This window comes from Streptomyces sp. NPDC058741, assembly GCF_042746715.1.
Lineage (GTDB): Bacteria > Actinomycetota > Actinomycetes > Streptomycetales > Streptomycetaceae > Streptomyces.
Map to the genome: position 1 here is coordinate 51,040 of NZ_JBHYQH010000035.1, position 21,357 is coordinate 72,396.

Genomic DNA, 21,357 nt, shown 5'->3' on the forward strand with positions numbered 1-21,357 from the left:
CGGATTGGGGTCGGTTGTGAAGCAACCCAGCACATCCGAGGAGCACGGGGACCGGGCCACGCTGCTGTGCGTGCCGTTCGCGGGCGCGGGCCCCTCCTTCTTCCATCCGTGGCAGAAGGAGGCCGCGGACCGGTGGCGCGTGACCTCGGTCGAACTGCCCGGCAGGGAGCGGCGCATCCTGGAGGCGCCGTACCGGAACGTCGTCGAAGCGGCAAGGAACGAGATCGACCGCATCGCCGCGGACCTCGGCGACGGCGCGCGGACCGTGCTGTTCGGGCACAGCCTGGGCGCGGTGCTCGCCTACGAGCTGACGCATCTGCTGAGCGCACGCGGCGTGCACGTCGGGCTGCTGGTCGTCAGTGGCTCGCCGGGGCCGTGGACCCAGCGCGAGAGGCGGGCGGCGGGCCTGCCGGACGAGGAGTTCCTCGCCCGGGTCGAGGAGTTCGCGGGGTTCAGGCACGAGGCCCTCGACCACCCCGAGATGCGTGAGCTGATCCTCCCCACGCTGCAGGCCGACTGCGAGATGCACGAGAACTACGTCCCCGGCACCGACGCGAGGGTGACGGTGCCGATCTGCTCGCTGCGGGGCCACTCCGACGGCCTGGTCAGCGCGGAAGAGGCCCGGCAGTGGCGGGACGCGACCACGGGCGCGTTCAGCTACGCGGAGTTCCCGGGCGACCACATGTACCTGGTCGACCTCGGCCGGGAGGTACTGGACGTGATCGAGGCGGAGTCCGCCCGGGCAGAGGCACTCGAGCGCCGTGTCAGCGGTGTGGCAGGGGCGTGACAGCCCCGGAGAGGACAGTGGGAGCATGAGAAGTCCAGCTATCGCGGTCTCAGGCCTGCGCAAGGCTTATGGCGACAAGGTCGTGCTCGACGGCATCGGCTTCGATGTCGCCGCGGGATCGATCTTCTCCCTGCTCGGTCCGAACGGCGCGGGCAAGACGACGACCGTCAACGTCCTGACGACGCTCCTGAAGGCCGACGCCGGTACGGTGCGGATCGCCGGGCACGACGCGGCGACCGCGACCAGGCAGGTGCGCGCGGCCATCGGTGTGACAGGCCAGTTCGCCGCGGTGGACGACCTCCTCTCGGGCCGGGAGAACCTGCAGCTGATGGCGGACCTGAAGCGGGTGTCCTCCGGTGGGCAGGTGGTGGCGCGGCTGCTCGAGCGGTTCGACCTGGTGGAGGCGGCGGACAAGCCGGCCGGGACCTACTCCGGCGGTATGCGCCGCAAGCTGGACCTGGCGATGACGCTGGTCGGCAACCCGCAGATCATCTTCCTCGACGAGCCGACGACGGGCCTCGACCCGCGCAGCCGGCGCACGATGTGGGGGATCGTCCGCGAGCTGGTGGCCGAGGGCACCACCATCTTCCTCACCACCCAGTACCTCGAGGAAGCCGACCAGCTCGCCGACCGGATCGCGGTGCTCCACCAGGGCCGCCTGGTCGCCCAGGGCACATCCGAGGAGCTCAAGCGCCGGATCCCCGGCACCCACATCCGTTTCCGTTTCGCCGGCCCGGGCGAACTCGACGCGGCGGCGCGGGTCCTGACGGAGGCCACGCGGGACGACGAGGAGCTGACCCTGCGGGTGCCGGCCGAAGGCGACACCAGGTCGCTGCGGGCCCTGCTGGACCGGCTCGACGCGCACGCGCTCGACGCCCAGGAGTTCTCGGTGCACCGGCCGGACCTCGACGACGTCTTCCTCACCCTGACCGACACCACGAGCAAGGAGGGGATCGCACAGTGAGCCGCGCCTCGTCGCCGCTGGCCGATTCGTCGATCATGCTGCGCCGCAACCTGAAGCACGCCGTGCGCAACCCCGTCGCGGTGTTCAACGGGGTCCTCTTCCCCATCGTCATCATGCTCATGTTCGTCAAGGTCTTCGGCGGCGCGTTCAGCGTCGGCGACGACTACGTCGACTACGCGACGCCGGGGCTGCTGGTGATGGCCGTCAGCTACGGTCTCGGCGCCACCGCGACGGCCGTGAACTCCGACATGACCAAGGGCATCATCAACCGGTTCAAGGTCATGGACGTCTCCCGCGGTTCGGTGCTGACCGGGCACGTGGTCGTGACCACGCTGCGCTGCCTGGTGGCCTGCGCCGCGATCATCGGGGTGGCCTTCGCGATGGGCTTCGACCCGTCCGCGAGTGCCCTGGACTGGCTCGGCGCCATCGGTGTCGTCCTGCTGCTCAGTTTCGCGGCCGGCTGGCTCACCGTCGCCCTGGGACTGGCCGCGAAGACCGCGGAGTCCGCGGGCCTCGCGTCCGTGCCGCTGATCATGCTGCCGTTCCTGAGCAGCGCGTTCGTACCCGCGGACACGATGGGCGTCGGTGTGCGGCAGTTCGCGGAGTACCAGCCCTTCACCCCGATCATCGAGACGCTGCGCGGCCTGCTGGTGGGCACCCCGTCGAGCGGCGACGCGATCGCGGCCGTCGCCTGGTGCGTCGGGTTCACCGTCCTCGGCTACGTGTGGGCGGTCTCCACGTTCAAGAAGCGGGCCTGACCCCGACCAGGCCGGTCGCCGTCCCCTTCCCCTCCCGAGCCGCCTCGGCGCATCCCATGCCGCCGGGGCGGCATCGTGCTGTCCGCCCGCTGCGGAGCGCGTCCGGCTGAACGCGCTCCAGGGACGTAGGCGAGAACGGGTCCGACACCACGGGCTATACGGCCCCGGGAGGCGGCGCCCGCCCGCCGCGGGCCGCGCCGAGGTCCTGCCGTGCTCGCCGGCTCGCGCTGCCGGGTCCGCCCCGGGGAGCACGGCGGCGGACCCGCCGGCTCACCGCGCGGACCACGCGCCCCTCGGCCGGCGAAGCCGAGCCCCGTCCCCCTGCAACTGGCCCGCGTCGAGCTGCGCGCCGGTCTCGCCGGCCTGCTGCGCCGCTTCCCGGCCCTCGAACTCGCCGTCCCCGCCGACGCCGTGAGGCTCAGGACCGACATGAACATCTACGGTGTCCACGAACTGCCGGTCACCTGGACGCGGACGGCCGGCTAGGACCGTCGGCCGCGCACGTCATGCGGGCGGGACGGCACCGCCGGGCTCACTCCCGCGGATCACTCCGCCGAGCGGCGAAGCCAGCGGAGCGGCTCCGCGGCACGGGCCCGGGTCCGGCGGGCGGCCGGAACGCGGACGGGGCGGCGCACGCCGACGTGGTGTCGGAGTACGCCGCCCCGGAGCGGGACGGGCTGCCGGCCCCTACTTCGGGTCGCGGCCGAACCGCGACTTGGACCAGTAGTAGCCGAGCACCGTCAGGCCCAGGCACCAGGCGACGGCGAGCCATCCGTTGTGGCCGATCTCGCTGCCGAGCAGCAGGCCCCGGAGGGTCTCGATGGCCGGGGTGAACGGCTGGTACTCGGCGATCGGCCGGAACCAGCCGGGCATGGAGTCGACCGGGACGAAGGCGCTGGACAGCAGCGGCAGCAGGATCATCGGCATCGCGTTGTTGCTGGCGGCCTCGGCGTTCGGGCTGACCAGGCCCATGCCGACCGCGATCCAGGTGAGCGCCAGGGCGAAGAGCACGAGCATCCCGAACGCCGCGAGCCACTCCAGGAGGCCGGCATCGGTGGAGCGGAAGCCGATGGCCACGCCGACGGCGCCCACGACCACCACGCTGGCGACCGACTGCAGCACGCTGCCGACGACGTGCCCGACGAGCACCGACCCGCGGTGGATGGCCATGGTCCGGAAGCGGGCGATGATGCCCTCGGTCATGTCGTTGGAGACGGACACCGCGGTCCCGATCACGGTGCTGCCGATGGTCATCAGCAACAGGCCCGGGACGATGTACGCGATGTAGTCCGAGCGGTCCGCACCGCCGCCGCCGATGCCCGCGCTCATGGTGTCGCCGAAGATGTAGACGAAGAGCAGCAGCAGCATGATCGGCGTGAGCAGCAGGTTCAGGGTCAGGGACGGGTAGCGGCGGGCGTGCAGCAGGTTGCGGCGCAGCATCGTGGAAGAGTCGCGCACGGCGAGGGAGAGGGAGCTCATCGGACAGCCTCCTCGGGCTGGCTGGGGATGTCGGTGGCGGTGAGGGCGAAGAAGACGTCGTCGAGGTCGGGGGTGTGCACGGTCAGCTCGTCCGCCTCGATGCCGGCGGTGTCCAGCCACTCCAGGAGGGAGCGCAGCTCGCGCTGGCTGCCGTCGTTGGCGACCTGCAGGACGAGGGCCTCGTCGTCGCGGGTGACCTCGCGCAGGGCGGAGGCGGCGGACTGGTAGACGACCGGGTCGGTGAAGCGCAGCCGGACGTGTCCGCCGGGGATGAGCCGCTTGAGCTCCTCGGCGCTGCCCTCGGCGGCGATCCTGCCGTTGTGGAGGACGGCGATGCGGTCGGCGAGCTGGTCCGCCTCCTCCAGGTACTGCGTGGTGAGGAACACCGTCACCCCGCCCGTGACCAGCTCGCGGATGATGCCCCACATGGTGTGGCGGGAGCGCGGGTCGAGGCCGGTGGTGGGCTCGTCGAGGAAGATGATCCGGGGGCTGCCCACCAGCGTCATGGCGATGTCCAGACGGCGCTTCATGCCGCCGGAGTAGGTGGAGGCCGGCTTCTTCGCGGCCTCGACCAGGTCGAAGCGCTCGAGCAGCCCGGCGGCGACCCGGCGTCCCTCGCTTCGGGACAGGTGGTGCAGGTCGGCCATGAGGAGCATGTTCTCCTCGCCCGTGATCAGCCCGTCGACGGCGGAGAACTGCCCGGTGACGCCGATGGCGGCACGCACCGCCTGCGCTTCGGTGGTGAGGTCGTGGCCCGCGACCCGGGCCTGCCCGCCGTCGGCTGTGATGAGCGTGGACAGGATCTTCACGGCGGTGGTCTTGCCGGCCCCGTTCGGGCCGAGCAGCGCGAACACGGAGCCGGCCGGGATGTCCAGGTCGATGCCGTCCAGGACGGTCTTGTCGCCGTAGGACTTGCGCAGAGCGGTGGCGGAGACGGCGGCCGGCGACGGGTGACCGTCATCCCGTTGCGACGTGGACATGACAGAAGACATGGAGTCCTCCATTCGAGGGTCGAAGGCTGCGAAGGCGGAAGTGGGTGGGGAACGGGGCCGCTCGAGGACGGGCCGCTAGGACGTGGCCCGGCGGACGTCGATGTCGCCCCAGTTGGTCCGTGCGCGGACCCTGACGGTGTCCTCGGTCTGCTCCGGCGCCTCGGACGCGGCGAGCGTGTTGCGTACGTGCCCGCGGTTGGAGCTGATGTCGAGCCAGGCGGCGGTGCCCTCGCGGATACCGACCTCGATGGAGCCGTTGGAGGTCTCCAGCCGGACGTCTCCGCGCGCGACGTCGGTGAGGCGGAGGTGCCCGTGGGTGGTGGTGCCGGTGACCGAGTCCTCGGCGCGGGCGATGTCGACGGCGCCGTGCGCGCCGTTCACCCGCAGCTCGCCGGTCACCGCGCCGACGGTCGTGGTGCCGTGCGAGTTCTTCAGGACGGCGGGGCCGTCGAGGATGCCGACGCGCACGTTGCCGGTGCTGCTGGTGATCTCGGCCGCGCCCTCGACCCGGTCCACGGTGATCGAGCCGTGCGACGAGGTCAGGTGCAGCGGGCCGGTGGTGTCGAGGCGGACATCGCCGGCCGTGGTCTTCACGCGGACCTCGCCGAGCCGGCCCTCGCCGAGCACGGTGCCCGCGGCGCCGGTCATGTCGATGTGCGAGCCCGCGGGCAGCTCGACCGAGACGTCGACGGTGCCGCTGCGGCCGAGGAGACCGGCCTTGGGCGTCCTCACCGTCAGCGCGCCGCTCGCGTACGTGATCTCGGTCTGATCGGCCGCCCGTACGTCCAGGTCCTTCTTCGGGTCGCGGGGCCGCACCTCGACGACGGTGTCGAGGCGGTCGCCCGCGACGAACTGGACGGAGCCGGCGTACACGTGGGCGGTGACCGAGATCGCCTCGGGGGTGTCGAAGGAAGGCATGGCTGTCCCGTCGTCGTGGGTCCTCAGGACGTCCCCGCTGGTGGGACGCGGTGTGGGGGAGGCGGCTGGCCGCGGCTAGCGCACCCAGCCCGTGAAGCTGTGCCCGACGCTCCGGGCCTTCTCCGGCGGGCGCGGCCGGGTGCCGCCGTCGACCGTGGCCGACACGGCCCGCACCAGCCAGGCGTTGACCGACAGGCCCTCGCGGCTCGCGGCCTCCTCGACGCGCGTCTTGAGGTGGGTCGGCAGGCGCAGGTTGATCCGCGCGGTGCCGCCTTCGTCGCCGTCGGCCGGTGCCGGGGGTATGAACGGTTCGGCGGGCGCCGGTGGTTCCGCGGGGGCGCCGGCGTCGGTGGGCGCCGGTGTCACCACGAAGTCGGGGTCGAGCCCGCGCAGCCGCACGTCGACCGATCCGGGGGCGAGTTCACGGGTGATCTCGTCCATCGCGGCGGAGAGCACGTTGAGCAGGGTCAGCCGGGTCGCCGACTCCAGAGGGGCGGTGAGCCGCTCGGCCAGCTCACGGGCGTCGTCTCCGCCGGCCTCGGCGGCCACCGCGAGTTCGCGGCGGAGGGAGTCGACATAGGGGGCGAGGTCCATAACGCCATCATGGCATCATCGTGGCGCTATGCGCAAGCGTGTCCGGCGCCTCCGCTGGCACGACGCCGCAGAAAACTTTCCTGCCTGCGGAAACGTGAAGAAGGGATCCCGGGTCATGGCGGCTCCGTGCGCGTTCCTGTGCCCGGGGATGAAACGGAGAGGCGCACGGCGGTGCCAGATGATGCCAAACGGTGCCACTCCTGTCGTGCGAACGATGCCGTGTGAGGTCCCCTCGGGTGAACACCCGCACCCACCCCACTCCGCACGGCGACGGCGGCCGCCCGGACCACCAGCGGGTCCGGACGGCCGCCGTCAGGCGCACCCATGGCTCAGCAGCGTCCGATGAGCCGTTCGTTTCCGGTGATGGCTCACCCCCGCCGGGCCGGGCCGAGCCAGGTGGACAGGGCCGTCCCGAGGGCGCAGGCGCCGGGCGCGGCGCCGCCGGCGGCGGCCGCCCAGGCGACATGGCCGTCGGGGCGGATCAGGAGCGCGGCCGGAGCGGGGATCTCGCCGACGGCCGGGACGAACCAGTGGTCGTCCTCGCTGCGCGCCTCGACGAGGTCGACGCGGTCGGCCCACCCCTCGGCGGCCGCCGCCACGCCGGTACCGCCGTGCAGGTCCAGCAGGACGGGGCGGGCGGCGTGCAGCAGCTCGTGGACGCGGGTGGCGCCGTCGGACGACTTGAGGCCGGCGTCGGGCACCCGGCGGCCCCCCAGCGGGTGGTCGCCGTCGGCCGGGTACCGGATGTCCAGCGCGGTGAGCATGTGGCGCAGGTACCGGTTGACGTCGTCGAACACCATGAGGGAGGCGAACACGTCGCGCAGCGCGTCCGTCTGGGGGCCGGGGCGGATCAGGGCCGCCTGCGCCCGGGTGTTGTGCAGCACGCGCTCCGCGACGGGGTGGCGCTCGGTGTGGTAGGTGTCCAGCAGGCTCTCCGGGGCGTGGCCGCGCACCACCGAGGCGAGCTTCCAGCCGAGGTTGACCGCGTCCTGCACGCCCATGTTGAGCCCCTGCCCGCCGGCCGGGAAGTGGATGTGCGCCGCGTCGCCCGCGAGCAGCACCCGGCCCTTTCGGTACTGGGCGGCCTGCCGCGCGGCGTCGGTGAACCGGGAGACCCACCGGGGGCGCCGCATGCCGAAGTCCGAGCCCGCGACCCTGACCATCGACTCCCTCAGCCGGTCGAACGTCACGGGTTCGCCGCGCTCCGGGACGCGGTCGAACTCGGAGGTGATCACCCGGTGCCAGCCCGGCTCGAAGGCGATCGCCGAGTAGTCGCCGCCCGGAGTGCGCCGCACCCAGACGTAGTCCTCGGGCAGATCGGGGAGTTCGACGTCGCCGATCAGCGCGGTCATCGTCGCCTCGGTGCCGGGGAAGCCGATGCCCGACAGCTTGCGCACCGTGCTGCGCCCGCCGTCGCAGCCCACGAGGTAGCGGGCGCGCAGCGTCCCGGGTGCCCCCTCCCCCGTACGCAGCCCGACCGTCACGCCGGCCTCGTCCTGCCGGATCGCGCTCACCTCGGACGACCTGCGCACCCGTACGCCGAGCTCGGCGGCCCGCTCCTCCAGCAGCCGCTCGATGGCGGACTGCAGGATCATCAGCGGGTAGGGGTGCCTGGACTCGGACTCGTCGAAGTCGATGCAGAGGCCGGAGAAGTGGCCCACCGGCTGCAGTTCGCCTTCCGCCAGGAAGCGGTCCAGGATTCCGCGCTGGTCCAGTACCTCCAGGGTGCGGCAGTGGATCCCACCGGCTCGCGACTCGTCCGACCGCTGTGCGAGCCGCTCGACCACCACCACGTCGGCGCCCGCCAGCCGCAGCTCGCAGGCGAGCATCAAGCCCGTCGGCCCGGCGCCCGCGACCACCACATCCGCGTCCATGCCGGTGTGTCCCACGTCGTTCCCCCCTCTGTTCCCCTGCGCCTGTGACGTCGTCGAGTCACGGTCACCGACGGCGCATCGGCCGGTCAACGAGCGCCGGCGCCCGGACGGGGCGGACCGCCGCCGCACTTGCCCCGTCCCGCCGGCGGGACGGTCCGCGAGCACCGGACGCCCCGGGCTCAACCCCATCGCAGGGCGGATGCCGGAGGCCCCCGGCACGGTGTGAGCGGACGGGAACTCACGCGACACTCGATTCGGCCATTCCAGGAATTCGTCTCGCCGGCGGGACAACGCAAAGGGCCCCCGGTGGTCGTGATGGCGGTGACGGTCCGGAGAAAGGGCCGAAAAGGACGCGAGCGGGAATTCCCGGTCGGCGGAGGAAGGAAAGAATGGCAATGGAATCGTCACAGGCCGCGCCGTCGAGCGCGCCGGCGTCGCTGGTGCAGGAAATCGCGAAGCTGTGGGGGGAACACCTCGGCCATCACGAGGTCGGCGCGGATGACGACTTCTTCGCGCTCGGCGGCAACTCGCTGACCGGAATCAAGATCATCGAACGGGTGTCACAGGACTACGGCGTCCAGCTGTCCGTGCGCGACTTCTACCTGGCGCAGACCCCGGCGCGGGTCGCCGCTCTGATCGAGCAGGGGAGGGGAGGGACGTGAGGCTGACGCCGGGTCCGAAGCGCGCCCTAGACCTCGACAGCGTCGACCTGTTCGACCTGGACCTCTACTCGTCGGGCGATCCGCACCCGATCTGGGACGCGATGCGGGCGAAGGCGCCCCTGCACCACCAGGTCCTGCCGGACGGCCGGGAGTTCTGGTCGGTGACCCGCTACGAGGACGTCCGCCGCGTGCTCAGCGACCACCGGGAGTTCACCTCGGAGCGCGGCACCGTCCCCACCCACCTCGGGACGGACGACGTGGCGGCGGGCGTGCTGCTGACGTCCACCGACCCCCCGCGGCACACCGAGGTCCGCCGGCCGCTCGGCTCCCGGCTCACCGCGCGGGCGGTGAAGTCCTGGGAGGACGGGATCCGCCGGACCGTCGTGCGCTTCCTTCAGCCGGCGCTCGACGGCGAGACCTTCGACCTGGCCGAGAAGGCGCTGCTCCTCCCGGCGATGGTCACGGGCCCGCTCCTCGGCATCCCGGAGCGGGACTGGGAGGAGCTCGTCCAGCTGACCGCCATGGTCACGGCTCCGTCGGACCCGCACTTCGGGGTGGGCAACGAGGCCGCGACCCTGGCCATCTCCCACCACGAGCTCGTCACCTACGTCAAGGACTGGGTCCGCACGCGGCGGGCCACCGGAGGCGAGGACGACAGCCTGCTCCACCACCTCATGAGCGTCCGCCCCGGCGGCGCTGCGCTGAGCGACGAGGAGATCGCCCTCGACGGCTACAGCATCCTGCTGGGCGCCAACGTGACGACGCCGCACACCGTCTCGGGCACGGTCCAGGCGCTCGCCGAGCGGCCCGAGCAGTACGAGAAGGCGCAGGCCGATCCGACACTGATCCCCAACCTCGTCGAGGAAGGACTGCGCTGGACCTCGGCCGCGTGCAACTTCATGCGGTACGCGGTGGACGACGTGCGGATCGCCGGAGGCACGGTCCCGGCCCGCGGGGCGGTCGTCGCGTGGATCGGGTCGGCCAACCGGGACGCCTCCCAGTTCCCCGATCCGCACACCTTCGACATCACCCGCCAGGGTGCCAAGCGCCACGGCGCGTTCGGGTTCGGACCGCACTTCTGCATCGGTGCGCCGCTGGCCCGGATGACGCTGCGCGTCTTCTTCGAGGAACTGCTCCGGCGGTTCGGTTCGATCGAGCTCGCCGGCGAACCGCAGCACCTGCGGTCGTACTTCATCGCCGGGATGACCCACCTCCCCGTCGTCGCCCAGAAACGGCACACGCCATGACGTCCGGCTCCTCCCCCACCGTGTCGCCGTGGTTCGTCCGGCCGCCGTCCACCGTCCACCCCGCCCGGATCTTCTGCTTCCCCTTCTCCGGTTCCGGGGCCTCGGCCTTCAGCGCCTGGCCGGCCGCGATCGACGACATCGAGGTCTGCCCGGTGCAGTTCCCCGGCCGCGAGAACCGCCTGGCCCACCCGCACTACGGCACCTACGAGAACCTCGCCGCCGACCTGGCCGGACACCTGGCACCGCTGCTCGACCGGCCGTTCGCGTTCTTCGGGCACTGCGCGGGCGCGCTGCCCGCCTACGAGACCGTGCTCCGGCTCGCCGACCTGGGCCTGCCCACACCGGACTGCCTGTTCGTGTCCGGCCAGCCGGCACCGCACGACGCCTCGCGCGACCGGATGCTCACCATGACCGAGCCCGAACTGCGCGCCGAGGTGGAGACGTTCCTCCGCGGCCGGGGCATCGAGCCGCGGCCCGACCTGGTCGACCTCGGCCTCATGGTGCTGCTCCGTGACCACGCGGCGGCGGACGCGTACCGGCGCGAGGGGCCGGTCGCGGTGGACTGCCCCGTCGTCGTCCTGCACTGGCGGGACGACCCCGACGTGCGCCTCGCCGACCTGCAGGGGTGGCGCCACTACGCGGACCCGGTCGAGTTCCGGGTGGCCGACGGAGGCCACTACGACTTCATGGACGCGCCGCACGAGCTGCGGACGTCGCTGACCCGTTGGCCGTGAGGGCGGTGCCGCCGTCGCCGAGAGCCGTACACCGAGGGAACCGGAAGGAACGCGTATGAGTCGCGCAGCCACCGATATCGCCGTCGTCGGAATGTCGTGCCGCTTTCCCGGCGTGCACGACCCGGCCGGGTTCTGGCGCCTGCTGCTCGACGGGAGGTCGACCCTCGGAACGTTCCCCGGGCAGCGGGCCGCCGACGCGCGTTCCCACCACACGTCCCACCCGGACGCCGCCACCCTGAACGCCGGTTCGTTCTTCGACTCCGTCGACGGGTTCGACGCCGGCTTCTTCGGCACGCCCGCGGCGGAGGCGGCCGCCATGGACCCCGTGCAGCGGCTGGGCCTGGAGCTGGCCTGGGAGGCCCTCGAGGACGCCCGCATCCCCGCGGCCTCGCTCGCCGGCCGCGAGATCGACGTCGTGGTCGGCGCCGGGCCCTCCGGGTACGAGCAGCTGCGCAGGCTGTCCGGCAGCGACCGGGACGACCACTACGCGGCGCTCGGCTCCAGCGGTGCGCTCGTCGCGAACCGGATCTCCAGCCTGTTCGACCTCCGCGGCATGAGCTTCTGCGCGGACTCGGGCCAGTCCTCCTCTCTCGTGTCGCTGGCCTTGACGTGCGAACGGATACGCGGCGGCGCGGTCGACCTGGCGATCGCCGGCGGCGTGCACCTGATCGTCGATCCGGAGACCGGCGGCGGCCTGGCGAATCTGGGCGCCCTGTCGCCCGACGGCCGCTGCTTCACCTTCGACGAACGGGCCAGCGGGTTCGCCCGGGGCGAGGGCGGGGTGTTCGTCCTGCTGAAGCGGCTCGACCTCGCGCTCGCCGACGGCGACCACGTCCACGCGGTGGTGCGCGGCTGGGGCGTCGGCAGCGGCGGAGCGACCAGCCGGATGCCGGATCCCAGCCCGGGCGGGCAGGCGGCGGCCGTGCTGTCCGCTCTCGACCGCGCGGCCGTCGGGTTCGACACGGTCGACTACGTCGAGGCCCACGGCACCGGCACCCGGCTGGGCGACCCGGCCGAGCTGTCCGGCCTGCGCGAGGTCTTCCGGCACACCGGCCGCCGCCGCCCCCTGGCGATCGGGTCGGTGAAGACGAACGTGGGGCATCTGGAGCCGGCGGCGGGAATGGCCGGTTTCCTGAAGGCGGTGCTCTGCGTGGAGCACGGCCGGCTGGTCCCGAGCCTGAACTTCCGCTCACCGAACCCCGCCGTCCCCCACTTCCAGGATGACTTCGAGGTCCCCCGCGCCCCGCGGCCCTGGCCGGGCGAGCCCGGCAGGCCGCGACGCGCGGGAGTGTCGGCGTTCGGCATGGGGGGCACCAACGCGCACGTGATCATCGAGCAGGCTCCCGAGGAACGGACCGAACCGCGCGCCGCGGACGAGGACGTGACGTCCGCGGGCGGTTCCGGGACGGTGCCGTGGGTGCTGTCGGCGCGGTCGGAGTCCGCCCTGCGGGAGCAGGCGGCCCGGTTGCGGGACCTCGTGGCCGCCGACGTGTCGCTGTCGGCCGCCGACGTGGGGCACTCCCTGGTGTCGACGCGGTCGCTGTTCGAGCACCGGGCGGTGGTCCTCGCCGGTGACCGTGAGGAGTCGCTGGCCGGTCTCGGCCTGCTCGCGGCCGGCGGCGATGCGGCGCGGACGGTCCGCGGGGTGGCCACGGGTCAGGTGGGCCCAATCGTCTTCGTGTTCCCCGGCCAGGGCTCGCAGTGGCTGGGCATGGGCGCGCGGCTGTACGCGGAGTCGGAGGTGTTCGCGCGCGCGATCGACGCGTGCGCGCAGGCCCTGGCGCCGTGGGTGGACTGGTCGCTGGCCGACGTGGTGACCGGTGCGCGGGGGGCCGCCTCGCTGGACCGGGTGGACGTGGTCCAGCCCGCGCTGTTCGCGATGATGGTCTCGCTGGCGCAGGTGTGGCGGTCGCTGGGAGTGGTCCCCGAGGCCGTGGTGGGGCACTCGCAGGGCGAGATCGCCGCGGCCTGCGTGTCCGGGGCGCTCTCGCTCGAGGACGCGGCCCGGATCGTCGCCCTGCGCAGCCGCTCCCTGACCGATCTGGCCGGCCTGGGCGGGATGAGCGCGGTGGCCGCGCCCCCCGGCTGGGTTCGGGACCGGCTGGAGCGGTGGTCCGGGAGGCTCTCCCTGGCCGCCGTCAACGGGCCGGAGTCGGTGGTGGTCTCCGGAGACGACGAGGCGCTGGACGAGTTCGCGGCCACGGCGGCCGAGGACGGTGTCCGGGTGCGCCGGGTCAAGGTGGACTACGCCTCGCACTCCCACCACGTCGAACGCATCCGCTCCCGTGTCCTGCTGGACACCGAGGGCGTCGCGCCGAGGGAATCGGCGGTGGAGTTCCACTCCACCGTCACCGGGGGGCCGCTCGACACCCGCGAGCTCGACGGCGCGTACTGGTACGGCAACCTGCGCTCCATGGTGCGCTTCGGCGAGGTCGTCGAGGCCCTGATGCGCGAGCGGGGCGGCGTGTTCGTGGAAGTCAGCCCGCACCCCGTGCTCCGGGTGGCGATGGAGGAGGCCGCCGACGCGCTGGCGGGTCCGCCGCCGGTGGTGGGCACCCTCAGCAAGCACGACGGGAGCGTGGGCAAGGTCCTGGCGTCGCTGGCCGAACTGCACGTGCGCGGGGTGCCGGTGGACTGGAGGCCGCTGTTCGCCGCGCACCGCCCGCGCCGGATCGGCCTGCCGACCTACCCGTTCCAGCGCCGGCGGTACTGGCTGACGGCTCCCGCCGGCACCGGGAACGGCCCCGCCGCGCGGGCGACCGGACCGGGCGCGAACACCAGGGCGGCCGGCCTCGACTCGCCCTCTGCGGTCCGCACGCTCGTGTGCGCCGAGACCGCGGCGCTGCTGGGCGCGAAGGGCGCGGGACTGCCGGGGGCCGCTGTGGAGGCGAGGTCGACCGAGACCTTCAAGGCGCTGGGCTTCGACTCCTCGATGGCGGTGGAGCTGCGCAACCGGCTCAACACGGTGGCCGGGGTGCGGCTCCCGGCCACCGTCGCGTTCACCCACCCCACTCCGCACGAGCTCGCCCTCCACCTCTTCTCCCTCCTCGCGCCCCAGGCGCCCGGTGCCGCGGAACCGGCGGGGGAGGGGCGTCTGGAAGGCAGCAGCGACGACGATCTCTACGCCCTGATCGACCGCGGATACGTGTAGCCACACCCGTTCTTCGAGCAAACCGTTCCGTTGAGGGAGGCCTGGTGGAGGAAGTCGACAAGCTCCGCTCCTACTTGCGACGTGCCGTCGGCGACGCGCAGGAGCTGCGCGAGCGGGTGCGCGAGCTGGAGGAGTCCGCGTACGAGCCCGTCGCCGTCGTGGGTGCGGGGTGCCGCTTCCCGGGCGGGGTGACGTCCCCCGACGAGCTGTGGTCGGTCGTGTCCGACGGGGTGGACGCGATGGGCGACTTCCCGCGCGACCGCGGATGGGACGTGGAGGCGCTGTACGACCCGGATCCCGAGGCGCACGGGAAGACGTACACGCGCACGGGCGGGTTCCTGACCGATCTCGCGGGGTTCGACGCGCCGTTCTTCGGCATCAGCCCGCGCGAGGCGCTGGCGATGGACCCGCAGCAGCGGCTGATGCTGGAGACGTCCTGGGAAGCGCTGGAACGGGCGGGCATCGACCCGGCCGGGCTGCGGGGGTCGGCGACCGGGGTGTTCACCGGGCTCTACCGGGTCGACTACGGCCCGCGGATGGGCGGCGGGGCAGCCGGCGACGTGGAGGGTTTCTCGCTCACGGGGACCTACGACAGCGTGGCCTCGGGCCGGGTGGCGTACGTGCTCGGTCTTCAGGGCCCGGCGGTGTCGACCGACACCGCGTGCTCGTCGTCGCTCGTCGCCGTCCACCAGGCGGTGCGGTCCCTGCGGTCGGGGGAGTGCACGCTGGCACTGGCCGGCGGGGTGTCGACGCTGCCGACCCCGGGCATGTTCGTGGAGCTCGCCCGGCAGCGGGGCCTGTCGGCGGACGGCCGGTGCAAGGCGTTCGCGGACGCGGCGGACGGCACCGGCTTCTCCGAGGGCGCGGGCGTGCTGGTCCTCGAGCGGCTGTCGGACGCGCGGCGCAACGGGCGCCGGATCTGGGCGGTGATCCGTGGTTCGGCGATCAACCAGGACGGGGCGTCCAACGGGCTGACCGCGCCGAGCGGGCCGGCGCAGCAGCGGGTCATCCGGGCCGCCCTGGCCGATGCCGGGCTGGCGGCCGCCGAGGTGGACGCGGTGGAGGCGCACGGGACCGGCACGAAGCTCGGCGACCCCATCGAGGCGCAGGCGCTGCTGGCCGCCTACGGGCAGGGCCGGGACCCGGGGAGCCCGCTGTGGCTGGGGTCGCTGAAGTCGAACATCGGCCATACGCAGGCGGCCGCGGGTGTCGGCGGCGTCATCAAGATGATCATGGCGATGCGTCACGGGGTGCTGCCCCGGACGCTGCACGTGGACCGGCCGTCGACGCACGTGGACTGGTCGGCCGGGGCCGTGGAACTGCTGACCGAGGCCAGGCGGTGGAGCACACCCGACGGCCGGCCCCGCAGGGCGGGCGTGTCGTCCTTCGGTATCAGCGGCACCAACGCACACCTGATCCTCGAGCAGGCACCCGGCACCTCCGGGCAGGTGCCCGAGAGCTTCGAGGAGGCACCCGGCACCTCCGGGCAGGTGCCCGAGAGCTTCGAGGAGGCGCCCGGCACCTCCGGGCAGGTGCCCGAGAGCTTCGAGGAGGCACCTGGCACCTCCGGGCAGGTACCCGGGACCCGCGGGCAGGTACCCGGGACCTCCGGGCAGGCGCCCGGGACCAGCCGGCAGGCGCCGGCGACCCGTGGGCAGGCGCCGGAGAGCTTCGAGGAGGCACCTGGCACCTCCGGGCAGGCGCCTGAGAGCTTCGAGGAGGCGCTCGGGACCCGCGGGCAGGCGCCGGAGAGCTTCGAGGAGGCACCCGGCACCTCCGGGCAGGTACCCGGGACCCGCGGGCAGGTACCCGGGACCCGCGGGCAGGTACCCGGGACCTCCGGGCAGGTGCCCGGGACCAGCCGGCAGGCGCCGGCGACCCGTGGGCAGGATCGGGTCCCGGCTCGTGAGGCCGCGGACCTCACCACCGGGCTGGTGGCCACCGGCGCCCCCGGGGCGGTGCCGTGGGTGCTGTCGGCGCGGTCGGAGCAGGCGCTGCGGGCGCAAGCGCGGAAGCTGCACGATCTCGCCGCCGCCGACGCGGACCTGCCGCTCGCGGGCGTGGGGCACTCGCTGGTGACGACGCGGTCGCTGTTCGAGCACCGCCGGGTGGTGATCGGCGCCGACCGGGACGAGCTGCTCGCCGCGCTGGCCGCCGTCGGTGACGAGGCCTCTCCCGCCGGTGCGCCGTCCGCCGTCGCGAAACCGGCGGGCAGGACGGTGTTCGTCTTCCCGGGCCAGGGCGGGCAGTGGATCGCCATGGGCAGGGAGCTCATGGAGTCCTCCCCGGTCTTCGCCGAGCGACTGCGCGCGTGCGCCGAGGCACTTCAGCCGTGGGTGTCCTGGTCGTTGATCGACACCGTGTGCGGCGGGCCACGGGCGGCGGACCTGGAGGACATCGACGTCGTCCAGCCGGCCCTGTTCGCGGTGATGGTGTCGCTGGCGCGGGTGTGGCGTTCGCTGGGGGTGACCCCGGACGTGGTGATCGGCCACTCCCAGGGCGAGATCGCCGCGGCCTGCGTCGCGGGCGCCCTGACCCTGCGGGACGCGGCCAAGATCGTGGCCCTGCGGTCCCGGCTTCTCGCCACGGTCGCCGGGCAGGGCCGCATGGCGGGCGTCCTGCTGCCCGAACACCGCGTGCGGGAGCTGCTGAAGGGGCGGGAGTCCCGGATCGGGATCGCCGCGGTGAACGGACCGAACTCGACGGCTGTCTCGGGCGAGACCGAGGCGGTCGAGGAACTGGTCGCGGCCTGCCGCGCCGAGGGCGCCCGCGCGCGGTTGATCAAGTCCAGCGTGCCCGGCCACTCGCCGCTGATGGACCGGTTCGCGCACCGGCTCCCCGAGGAACTGGGTCCCATCAACCCGCTGCCCTCGCCGGTGGCGATCTACTCGACCGTGACCGGCGGGCTGATCGACCCGATGGAGCTCGATGCGGCCTACTGGTACCGCAACCTGCGGGAACCGGTCCGGTTCGCCGCCGCCATGGGGCGCCTGGCCGAACAGGAGCCGGGCGGCGCGGTCATCGAGGTCAGCCCGCACCCGCTGCTCGTGATGACCGTCCAGGAGATCCTCGACACCACCCCCGGGGCCACCGGGTCCGTGGTCGGTTCGCTGCGCCGCGACGAGGGCGGCCTCGCGCGGCTGTACCGGTCGGCGGCCGAGGCCTTCGAGGCGGGCCTGGAGGTGACGTGGGAGGCCGCGTTCCCGGGCTGGGAGGGCCGGTGGGTCGAGCTGCCCACGTACCCGTTCCAGCGGCAGCGCTACTGGCTGGACACGCCCGGCGAGACCACCGGCGCGAGCACCTCCGACCACCCGCTGCTTGATGCCGTGATCGAGCTGCCCGAGGACGGCGAGCGCGCCGGGGTGGTGGGCGGCGGGCGCCTGTCGCTGGAGCGCCACCCGTGGCTGGCCGATCATGTGGTCCACGGCGCCGTCCTGGTGCCGTGGGCGGTGCTGGCGGAGCTGGCGGTGTGGGCGGCGCACAAGGCCGGGTGCGACACGGTCGACGAACTCACCCTGGAAACACCGTTGGTGCTGTCCCGCAGCGCCGATCGCGAGATCCGCGTCGTGGTCGACGGTGAGGGTGCCGTCAGCGTCCACTCACGGGCCGAGGGCGAAACCGGGTGGACCCGCAACGCCGTCGGGGCCGTCGGGTCCGGCGCCGTGGAGACCCCGGCGGCGGAAGACCTCGCCACCTGGCCTCCCCCGGGCGCGGCCGGGGTGCCCTTCGAGGACGAGTACACCCGGCTGTCCGCCCTCGGATTCAGCCACGGGCCACTGCTGCGCGGTCTGAAAGAGGTGTGGCGCCGGGGTGACACCCTGTTCGCGGAGGTGGAGCTGCCCGCGCCCGACGGCGCGGATCGCGGCCGGTTCCGCGTCCACCCGGCGCTGCTCCACGCCGCCCTGCTCCCGATCGGCCTCGGGCAGATCGCCGACGACTCCGTGCCCGGAGGCGGGCTGCCGTTCCGCTGCACGGGCCTGCGCCTGGACTCCGCCCGCCCGACGGCGCTGCGCGTGGCTCTCGCGCCCGCGGGGGAGAACGCGCTGTCCGTGACGCTCGCGGACCACGGCGGAGCCCCGGTCGGCGGCGTCGCCTCGCTGAGCCTGAGGCCCGCCGACGTCGCGAAGCTGACCGAGCTGGGCTTCGACCACCGGGACTCGCTGTTCCGGGTGGACTGGACCCCGCTCACGGTCGCCTCCGGCGGGGCCACGGGCCGGTACGCGGTGCTGGGAGCGTCCGGCGCGTACGCCGCCCCCGCCGAACCGCACGGGGCGGTCTTCGCCGGCCTCGGCGAACTCGCCGCCCGCGGTGGGGACACACCCCCTGTCGTCATCGCCGGCGTCGACCGCGCCGGCGGTGACACCGGTGACGGCGCCGACGGTGGCGGCACACCCGCCGCCGTCGAGCGCACCCTCCACCGGGTGCTGCGGTGGACGCGGGACTGGCTCGCCGACGACCGGTTCTCCGACTCACGCCTGGTCATCGTGACGCGTGAGGCGTTCCACGACGAGCACGTTCCCCACCCCGACCCCGCGGCCGCCGCGATCTGGGGATTCGTGCGTGCCGCGCAGACCGAGAACCCCGGCCGGTTCACGCTCGTGGACACGGACGGCCGGCCCGCCTCCCTGGCCCTCGTCCCGGCGGCGGCCGCAACCGGGGAGGCGCAGCTCAAGATCCGGGCCGGCGCCGTGACCACCCCCCGGCTGGCCCACGCCCCCGCCGTGCCCGCCGCACCGGACGTTTCCGCTCTCGGCTCCGGTTCGGTGCTGATCACCGGCGGTACGAGCGGCCTGGGCGCGATGCTGGCCCGGCACCTCGTCGAGCGGTACGGCGTGCGCCGGCTGGTGCTGACCAGCAGGCGCGGGGCGGCGGCTCCGGCGGCGGCGGCGCTGCGGGAGGAACTGACCGCGGCCGGGGCCCGGGTCGAGGTCGTGGCCTGCGACGTGACGAGCCGCGAGGCCGTCGCCGAACTGATCGCCGCGATACCGTCCGAGCACCCGCTGGTGGCGGTCGTCCACTGTGCGGGTGTGCTGGACGACGGCGTCGTCGAGACCCTGACCGAGGACCGGGTGGACGCGGTCCTCGCACCGAAGGTGCGCGGTGCCTGGCACCTGCACGAGCTGACCGAGCACCTGGACCTGTCCGCGTTCGTGCTGTTCTCCTCGATCGCGAGTGTGCTCGGCACGGCGGGACAGGCCAACTACGCGGCGGCCAACGCGTTCCTCAACGGCCTCGCGGAAGCCCGTCGGGCCCGGGGCCTGCCCGCGGCAGCGTTGTGCTGGGGCTTCTGGGCGGAGCGCAGTGAGATGAGCGCCGGCCTCGGCGACTCGGACGTCGTACGCCTCGGGCGGCAGGGCGTGCGGCCGATGTCGTCGCAGGAGGGACTCGCGCTCTTCGACGCGGCGGTCGCGGTGGACGAGCCGGTGCTGGTGCCCGTGCGACTGCACCTCCCCGCGCCGGGCACACCGGACACCGGCCGGATGGTCTCGCCGCTGCTGCGCGCCCTGGCGCGGACGCACGCCGGACCGGGCGGCCCGGCGGACCGGGAACCCGCCGGCGTCGTGCTCGCGCAGCGGCTGAGGTCGCTGCCGCCGGCCGAGGCCCAGGCGGTGCTCCTCGAGGCCGTGCGCACGCAGACCGCGCTCGTCCTCGGCCACGCCGGCACCGGGCGGATCGGCCCCGCCGTGGCGTTCAGGGACCTCGGGATCGATTCGCTCACGGCGCTGGAGCTGCGGAACGGACTGGCGGCGGCGACCGGCCTGAAACTGCCCGCCACGCTCGTCTTCGACCACCCGAACCCGGCCGCCGTCGTCCGGTTCCTGGGAGCGGGCATCACCCCGGACTCCGCCTCCGGCCCGGAGGGCCCGGCCGATCACCTGGTCCGGGAGATCGAAGGACTGGGCGCCCGGCTGGAGGAGGCGTTCCGCGCGCTCGCGGAGGAGGACCGGGCCACCATCTCCACTCTGCTCGGCGAGCTGCAGGGCCGAGTCCGTTCGATGGCGGGCGACGGATCACCGGTCGCCATCGTCGACCAGATCGGTGCGGCCTCAGCGGGGGAGCTCCTCGCGCTGCTGGACAAAGAGCTCGGCTAGGGGAAGACGATGACACACGACAACAACGCCGAGGTTCTCGACTACCTCAAGCGGACCTCGATCGAGCTGATCGAAACACGGGAACGCCTCAAGGAGCTGACGGACGCCGCGGCCGAGCCCATCGCGGTCGTGGGTGCCGCCTGCCGCTATCCGGGAGGGGTGACCTCCCCGGAGGAACTGTGGGAACTGGTGCGGACGGGTGCCGACGTCGTGTCGGACTTCCCCGACGACCGCCACTGGGACCTGGGGAGCCTGTACGACCCGGACCCGGACCGGCCCGGCACCTGCTCCACGCGCTCCGGGGGGTTCCTGTACGACGCCGGCGACTTCGACGCCGACTTCTTCGGGATCAACCCGCGCGAGGCGCTCGCCGCCGACCCGCAGCAGCGGCTGCTCCTGGAGACCTCGTGGGAGTCCCTGGAACGGGCCGGTATCGACCCGGAGACCCTGCGCGGCAGCGGCACCGGCGTGTTCGCCGGTCTCGCGTACTTCGGGTACGGCAACCACTTCACCACCCCCGAGGTCATCTCCGGCTACGCGCAGACCGGTTCCCTGCTGAGCGTCGCGTCCGGACGCGTGGCGTACACGCTGGGCCTGGAGGGCCCGGCGGTGTCGACCGACACCGCGTGCTCGTCGTCGCTGGTGGCCGTGCACCAGGCGGTGCAGTCGCTGCGCCAGGGCGAGTGCGGCCTCGCCCTGGCCGGCGGCGTCACCGTCATGGCGATGCCGCAGGTGTTCCGGGAGATGTCGCGGCAGCGGGGCCTGTCGGCGGACGGCCGGTGCAAGGCGTTCGCGGACGCGGCGGACGGCACCGGCTTCTCCGAGGGCGCGGGCGTGCTGGTCCTCGAGCGGCTGTCGGACGCGCGGCGCAACGGGCGCCGGATCTGGGCGGTGATCCGTGGTTCGGCGATCAACCAGGACGGGGCGTCCAACGGGCTGACCGCGCCGAGCGGGCCGGCGCAGCAGCGGGTCATCCGGGCCGCGTTGGCGAACGCCCGCGTGCAGGCGGGCGAGGTGGACGCGGTGGAGGCGCACGGGACCGGCACGAAGCTCGGCGACCCCATCGAGGCGCAGGCGCTGCTGGCCGCCTACGGGCAGGGCCGGG

General features: G+C 73.5%; 14 protein-coding genes and 1 pseudogene. 10 read left to right on the top strand and 5 right to left on the bottom strand.

Annotated elements, in window-relative coordinates; translation table 11 throughout:
- Nucleotides 1-16 precede the first annotated feature (16 nt).
- The 4 genes and pseudogenes from ACFW6P_RS24250 to ACFW6P_RS24265 all read left to right on the top strand — a co-directional run.
- Nucleotides 17-787, top strand: a complete 771-nt coding sequence (locus ACFW6P_RS24250; protein WP_386357819.1) for a thioesterase II family protein — start codon at nucleotides 17-19, stop codon at nucleotides 785-787.
- A gap of 25 nt (nucleotides 788-812) precedes the next feature.
- Entirely contained in the window at nucleotides 813-1,751 is a 939-nt protein-coding gene (locus ACFW6P_RS24255) for an ATP-binding cassette domain-containing protein (RefSeq protein ID WP_386357821.1), read from the top strand.
- 35 nt (nucleotides 1,752-1,786) lie between these two features.
- Nucleotides 1,787-2,509, top strand: coding sequence for an ABC transporter permease (locus tag ACFW6P_RS24260; RefSeq protein ID WP_386357842.1), 723 nt, complete (start codon nucleotides 1,787-1,789; stop codon nucleotides 2,507-2,509).
- 324 nt (nucleotides 2,510-2,833) lie between these two features.
- Nucleotides 2,834-2,995, top strand: a pseudogene (locus ACFW6P_RS24265) (cytochrome P450); the annotation flags it as partial.
- A 201-nt stretch (nucleotides 2,996-3,196) separates the two neighbouring features.
- Here the strand turns inward: ACFW6P_RS24265 and ACFW6P_RS24270 are convergent.
- The 5 genes from ACFW6P_RS24270 to ACFW6P_RS24290 all read right to left on the bottom strand — a co-directional run bounded on the left by ACFW6P_RS24270 (nucleotide 3,197) and on the right by ACFW6P_RS24290 (nucleotide 8,366).
- On the bottom strand, nucleotides 3,197-3,988 hold the full coding sequence (locus tag ACFW6P_RS24270; protein WP_386357823.1) for an ABC transporter permease: 792 nt from the start codon (nucleotides 3,986-3,988) through the stop codon (nucleotides 3,197-3,199).
- Nucleotides 3,985-4,980, bottom strand: a complete 996-nt coding sequence (locus tag ACFW6P_RS24275) for an ATP-binding cassette domain-containing protein (protein WP_386357825.1) — start codon at nucleotides 4,978-4,980, stop codon at nucleotides 3,985-3,987. The genes ACFW6P_RS24270 and ACFW6P_RS24275 overlap by 4 nt, the downstream gene beginning before the upstream one ends.
- A gap of 75 nt (nucleotides 4,981-5,055) precedes the next feature.
- The gene (locus ACFW6P_RS24280) at nucleotides 5,056-5,898 is read right to left on the bottom strand and encodes a DUF4097 domain-containing protein (RefSeq protein WP_386357827.1); all 843 of its coding nucleotides are present in this window, start codon (nucleotides 5,896-5,898) and stop codon (nucleotides 5,056-5,058) included.
- Between the two features lie 75 nt (nucleotides 5,899-5,973).
- Complete coding sequence (locus tag ACFW6P_RS24285) at nucleotides 5,974-6,492, bottom strand: hypothetical protein (RefSeq protein WP_386357829.1); 519 nt, start codon at nucleotides 6,490-6,492, stop codon at nucleotides 5,974-5,976.
- Between the two features lie 368 nt (nucleotides 6,493-6,860).
- Nucleotides 6,861-8,366: an FAD-dependent monooxygenase gene (locus ACFW6P_RS24290; protein ID WP_386357844.1), complete on the bottom strand. Its 1,506-nt coding sequence runs from the start codon at nucleotides 8,364-8,366 to the stop codon at nucleotides 6,861-6,863.
- Between the two features lie 389 nt (nucleotides 8,367-8,755).
- Here ACFW6P_RS24290 and ACFW6P_RS24295 point away from each other — a divergent pair, with 389 nt between their 5' ends.
- From ACFW6P_RS24295 to ACFW6P_RS24320, 6 genes are all read left to right on the top strand, one after another.
- Complete coding sequence (locus ACFW6P_RS24295; RefSeq protein WP_386357831.1) at nucleotides 8,756-9,028, top strand: phosphopantetheine-binding protein; 273 nt, start codon at nucleotides 8,756-8,758, stop codon at nucleotides 9,026-9,028.
- On the top strand, nucleotides 9,025-10,275 hold the full coding sequence (locus ACFW6P_RS24300) for a cytochrome P450 (protein WP_386357833.1): 1,251 nt from the start codon (nucleotides 9,025-9,027) through the stop codon (nucleotides 10,273-10,275). Before ACFW6P_RS24295 ends, ACFW6P_RS24300 begins: the two co-directional genes overlap by 4 nt.
- Complete coding sequence (locus ACFW6P_RS24305; RefSeq protein ID WP_386357835.1) at nucleotides 10,272-11,009, top strand: thioesterase II family protein; 738 nt, start codon at nucleotides 10,272-10,274, stop codon at nucleotides 11,007-11,009. Before ACFW6P_RS24300 ends, ACFW6P_RS24305 begins: the two co-directional genes overlap by 4 nt.
- A 55-nt stretch (nucleotides 11,010-11,064) precedes the next feature.
- A complete protein-coding gene (locus ACFW6P_RS24310; protein ID WP_386424762.1) occupies nucleotides 11,065-14,160 on the top strand; it encodes a type I polyketide synthase in 3,096 nt (1,031 codons plus the stop codon).
- Nucleotides 14,161-14,201: 41 nt separating this feature from the next.
- On the top strand, nucleotides 14,202-20,252 hold the full coding sequence (locus ACFW6P_RS24315) for an SDR family NAD(P)-dependent oxidoreductase (RefSeq protein ID WP_386424767.1): 6,051 nt from the start codon (nucleotides 14,202-14,204) through the stop codon (nucleotides 20,250-20,252).
- Nucleotides 20,253-20,261: 9 nt separating this feature from the next.
- Nucleotides 20,262-21,357, top strand: a 1,096-nt coding sequence (locus tag ACFW6P_RS24320) for a beta-ketoacyl synthase N-terminal-like domain-containing protein (RefSeq protein ID WP_386424765.1), incomplete at its 3' end; no start/stop codon positions are given.

What these genes read in the sequence shown, in the direction of transcription:
- ACFW6P_RS24255 (WP_386357821.1), top strand. Translation starts at nt 813, where the DNA reads ATGAGAAGTCCAGCTATCGCGGTCTCAGGCCTGCGCAAGGCTTATGGC.
- ACFW6P_RS24260 (WP_386357842.1), top strand. Translation starts at nt 1,787, where the DNA reads ATGCTGCGCCGCAACCTGAAGCACGCCGTGCGCAACCCCGTCGCGGTG.
- ACFW6P_RS24270 (WP_386357823.1), bottom strand. Translation starts at nt 3,988, where the DNA reads ATGAGCTCCCTCTCCCTCGCCGTGCGCGACTCTTCCACGATGCTGCGC.
- ACFW6P_RS24275 (WP_386357825.1), bottom strand. Translation starts at nt 4,980, where the DNA reads ATGTCTTCTGTCATGTCCACGTCGCAACGGGATGACGGTCACCCGTCG.
- ACFW6P_RS24280 (WP_386357827.1), bottom strand. Translation starts at nt 5,898, where the DNA reads ATGCCTTCCTTCGACACCCCCGAGGCGATCTCGGTCACCGCCCACGTG.
- ACFW6P_RS24285 (WP_386357829.1), bottom strand. Translation starts at nt 6,492, where the DNA reads ATGGACCTCGCCCCCTATGTCGACTCCCTCCGCCGCGAACTCGCGGTG.
- ACFW6P_RS24290 (WP_386357844.1), bottom strand. Translation starts at nt 8,366, where the DNA reads ATGGACGCGGATGTGGTGGTCGCGGGCGCCGGGCCGACGGGCTTGATG.
- ACFW6P_RS24295 (WP_386357831.1), top strand. Translation starts at nt 8,756, where the DNA reads ATGGCAATGGAATCGTCACAGGCCGCGCCGTCGAGCGCGCCGGCGTCG.
- ACFW6P_RS24305 (WP_386357835.1), top strand. Translation starts at nt 10,272, where the DNA reads ATGACGTCCGGCTCCTCCCCCACCGTGTCGCCGTGGTTCGTCCGGCCG.
- ACFW6P_RS24310 (WP_386424762.1), top strand. Translation starts at nt 11,065, where the DNA reads ATGAGTCGCGCAGCCACCGATATCGCCGTCGTCGGAATGTCGTGCCGC.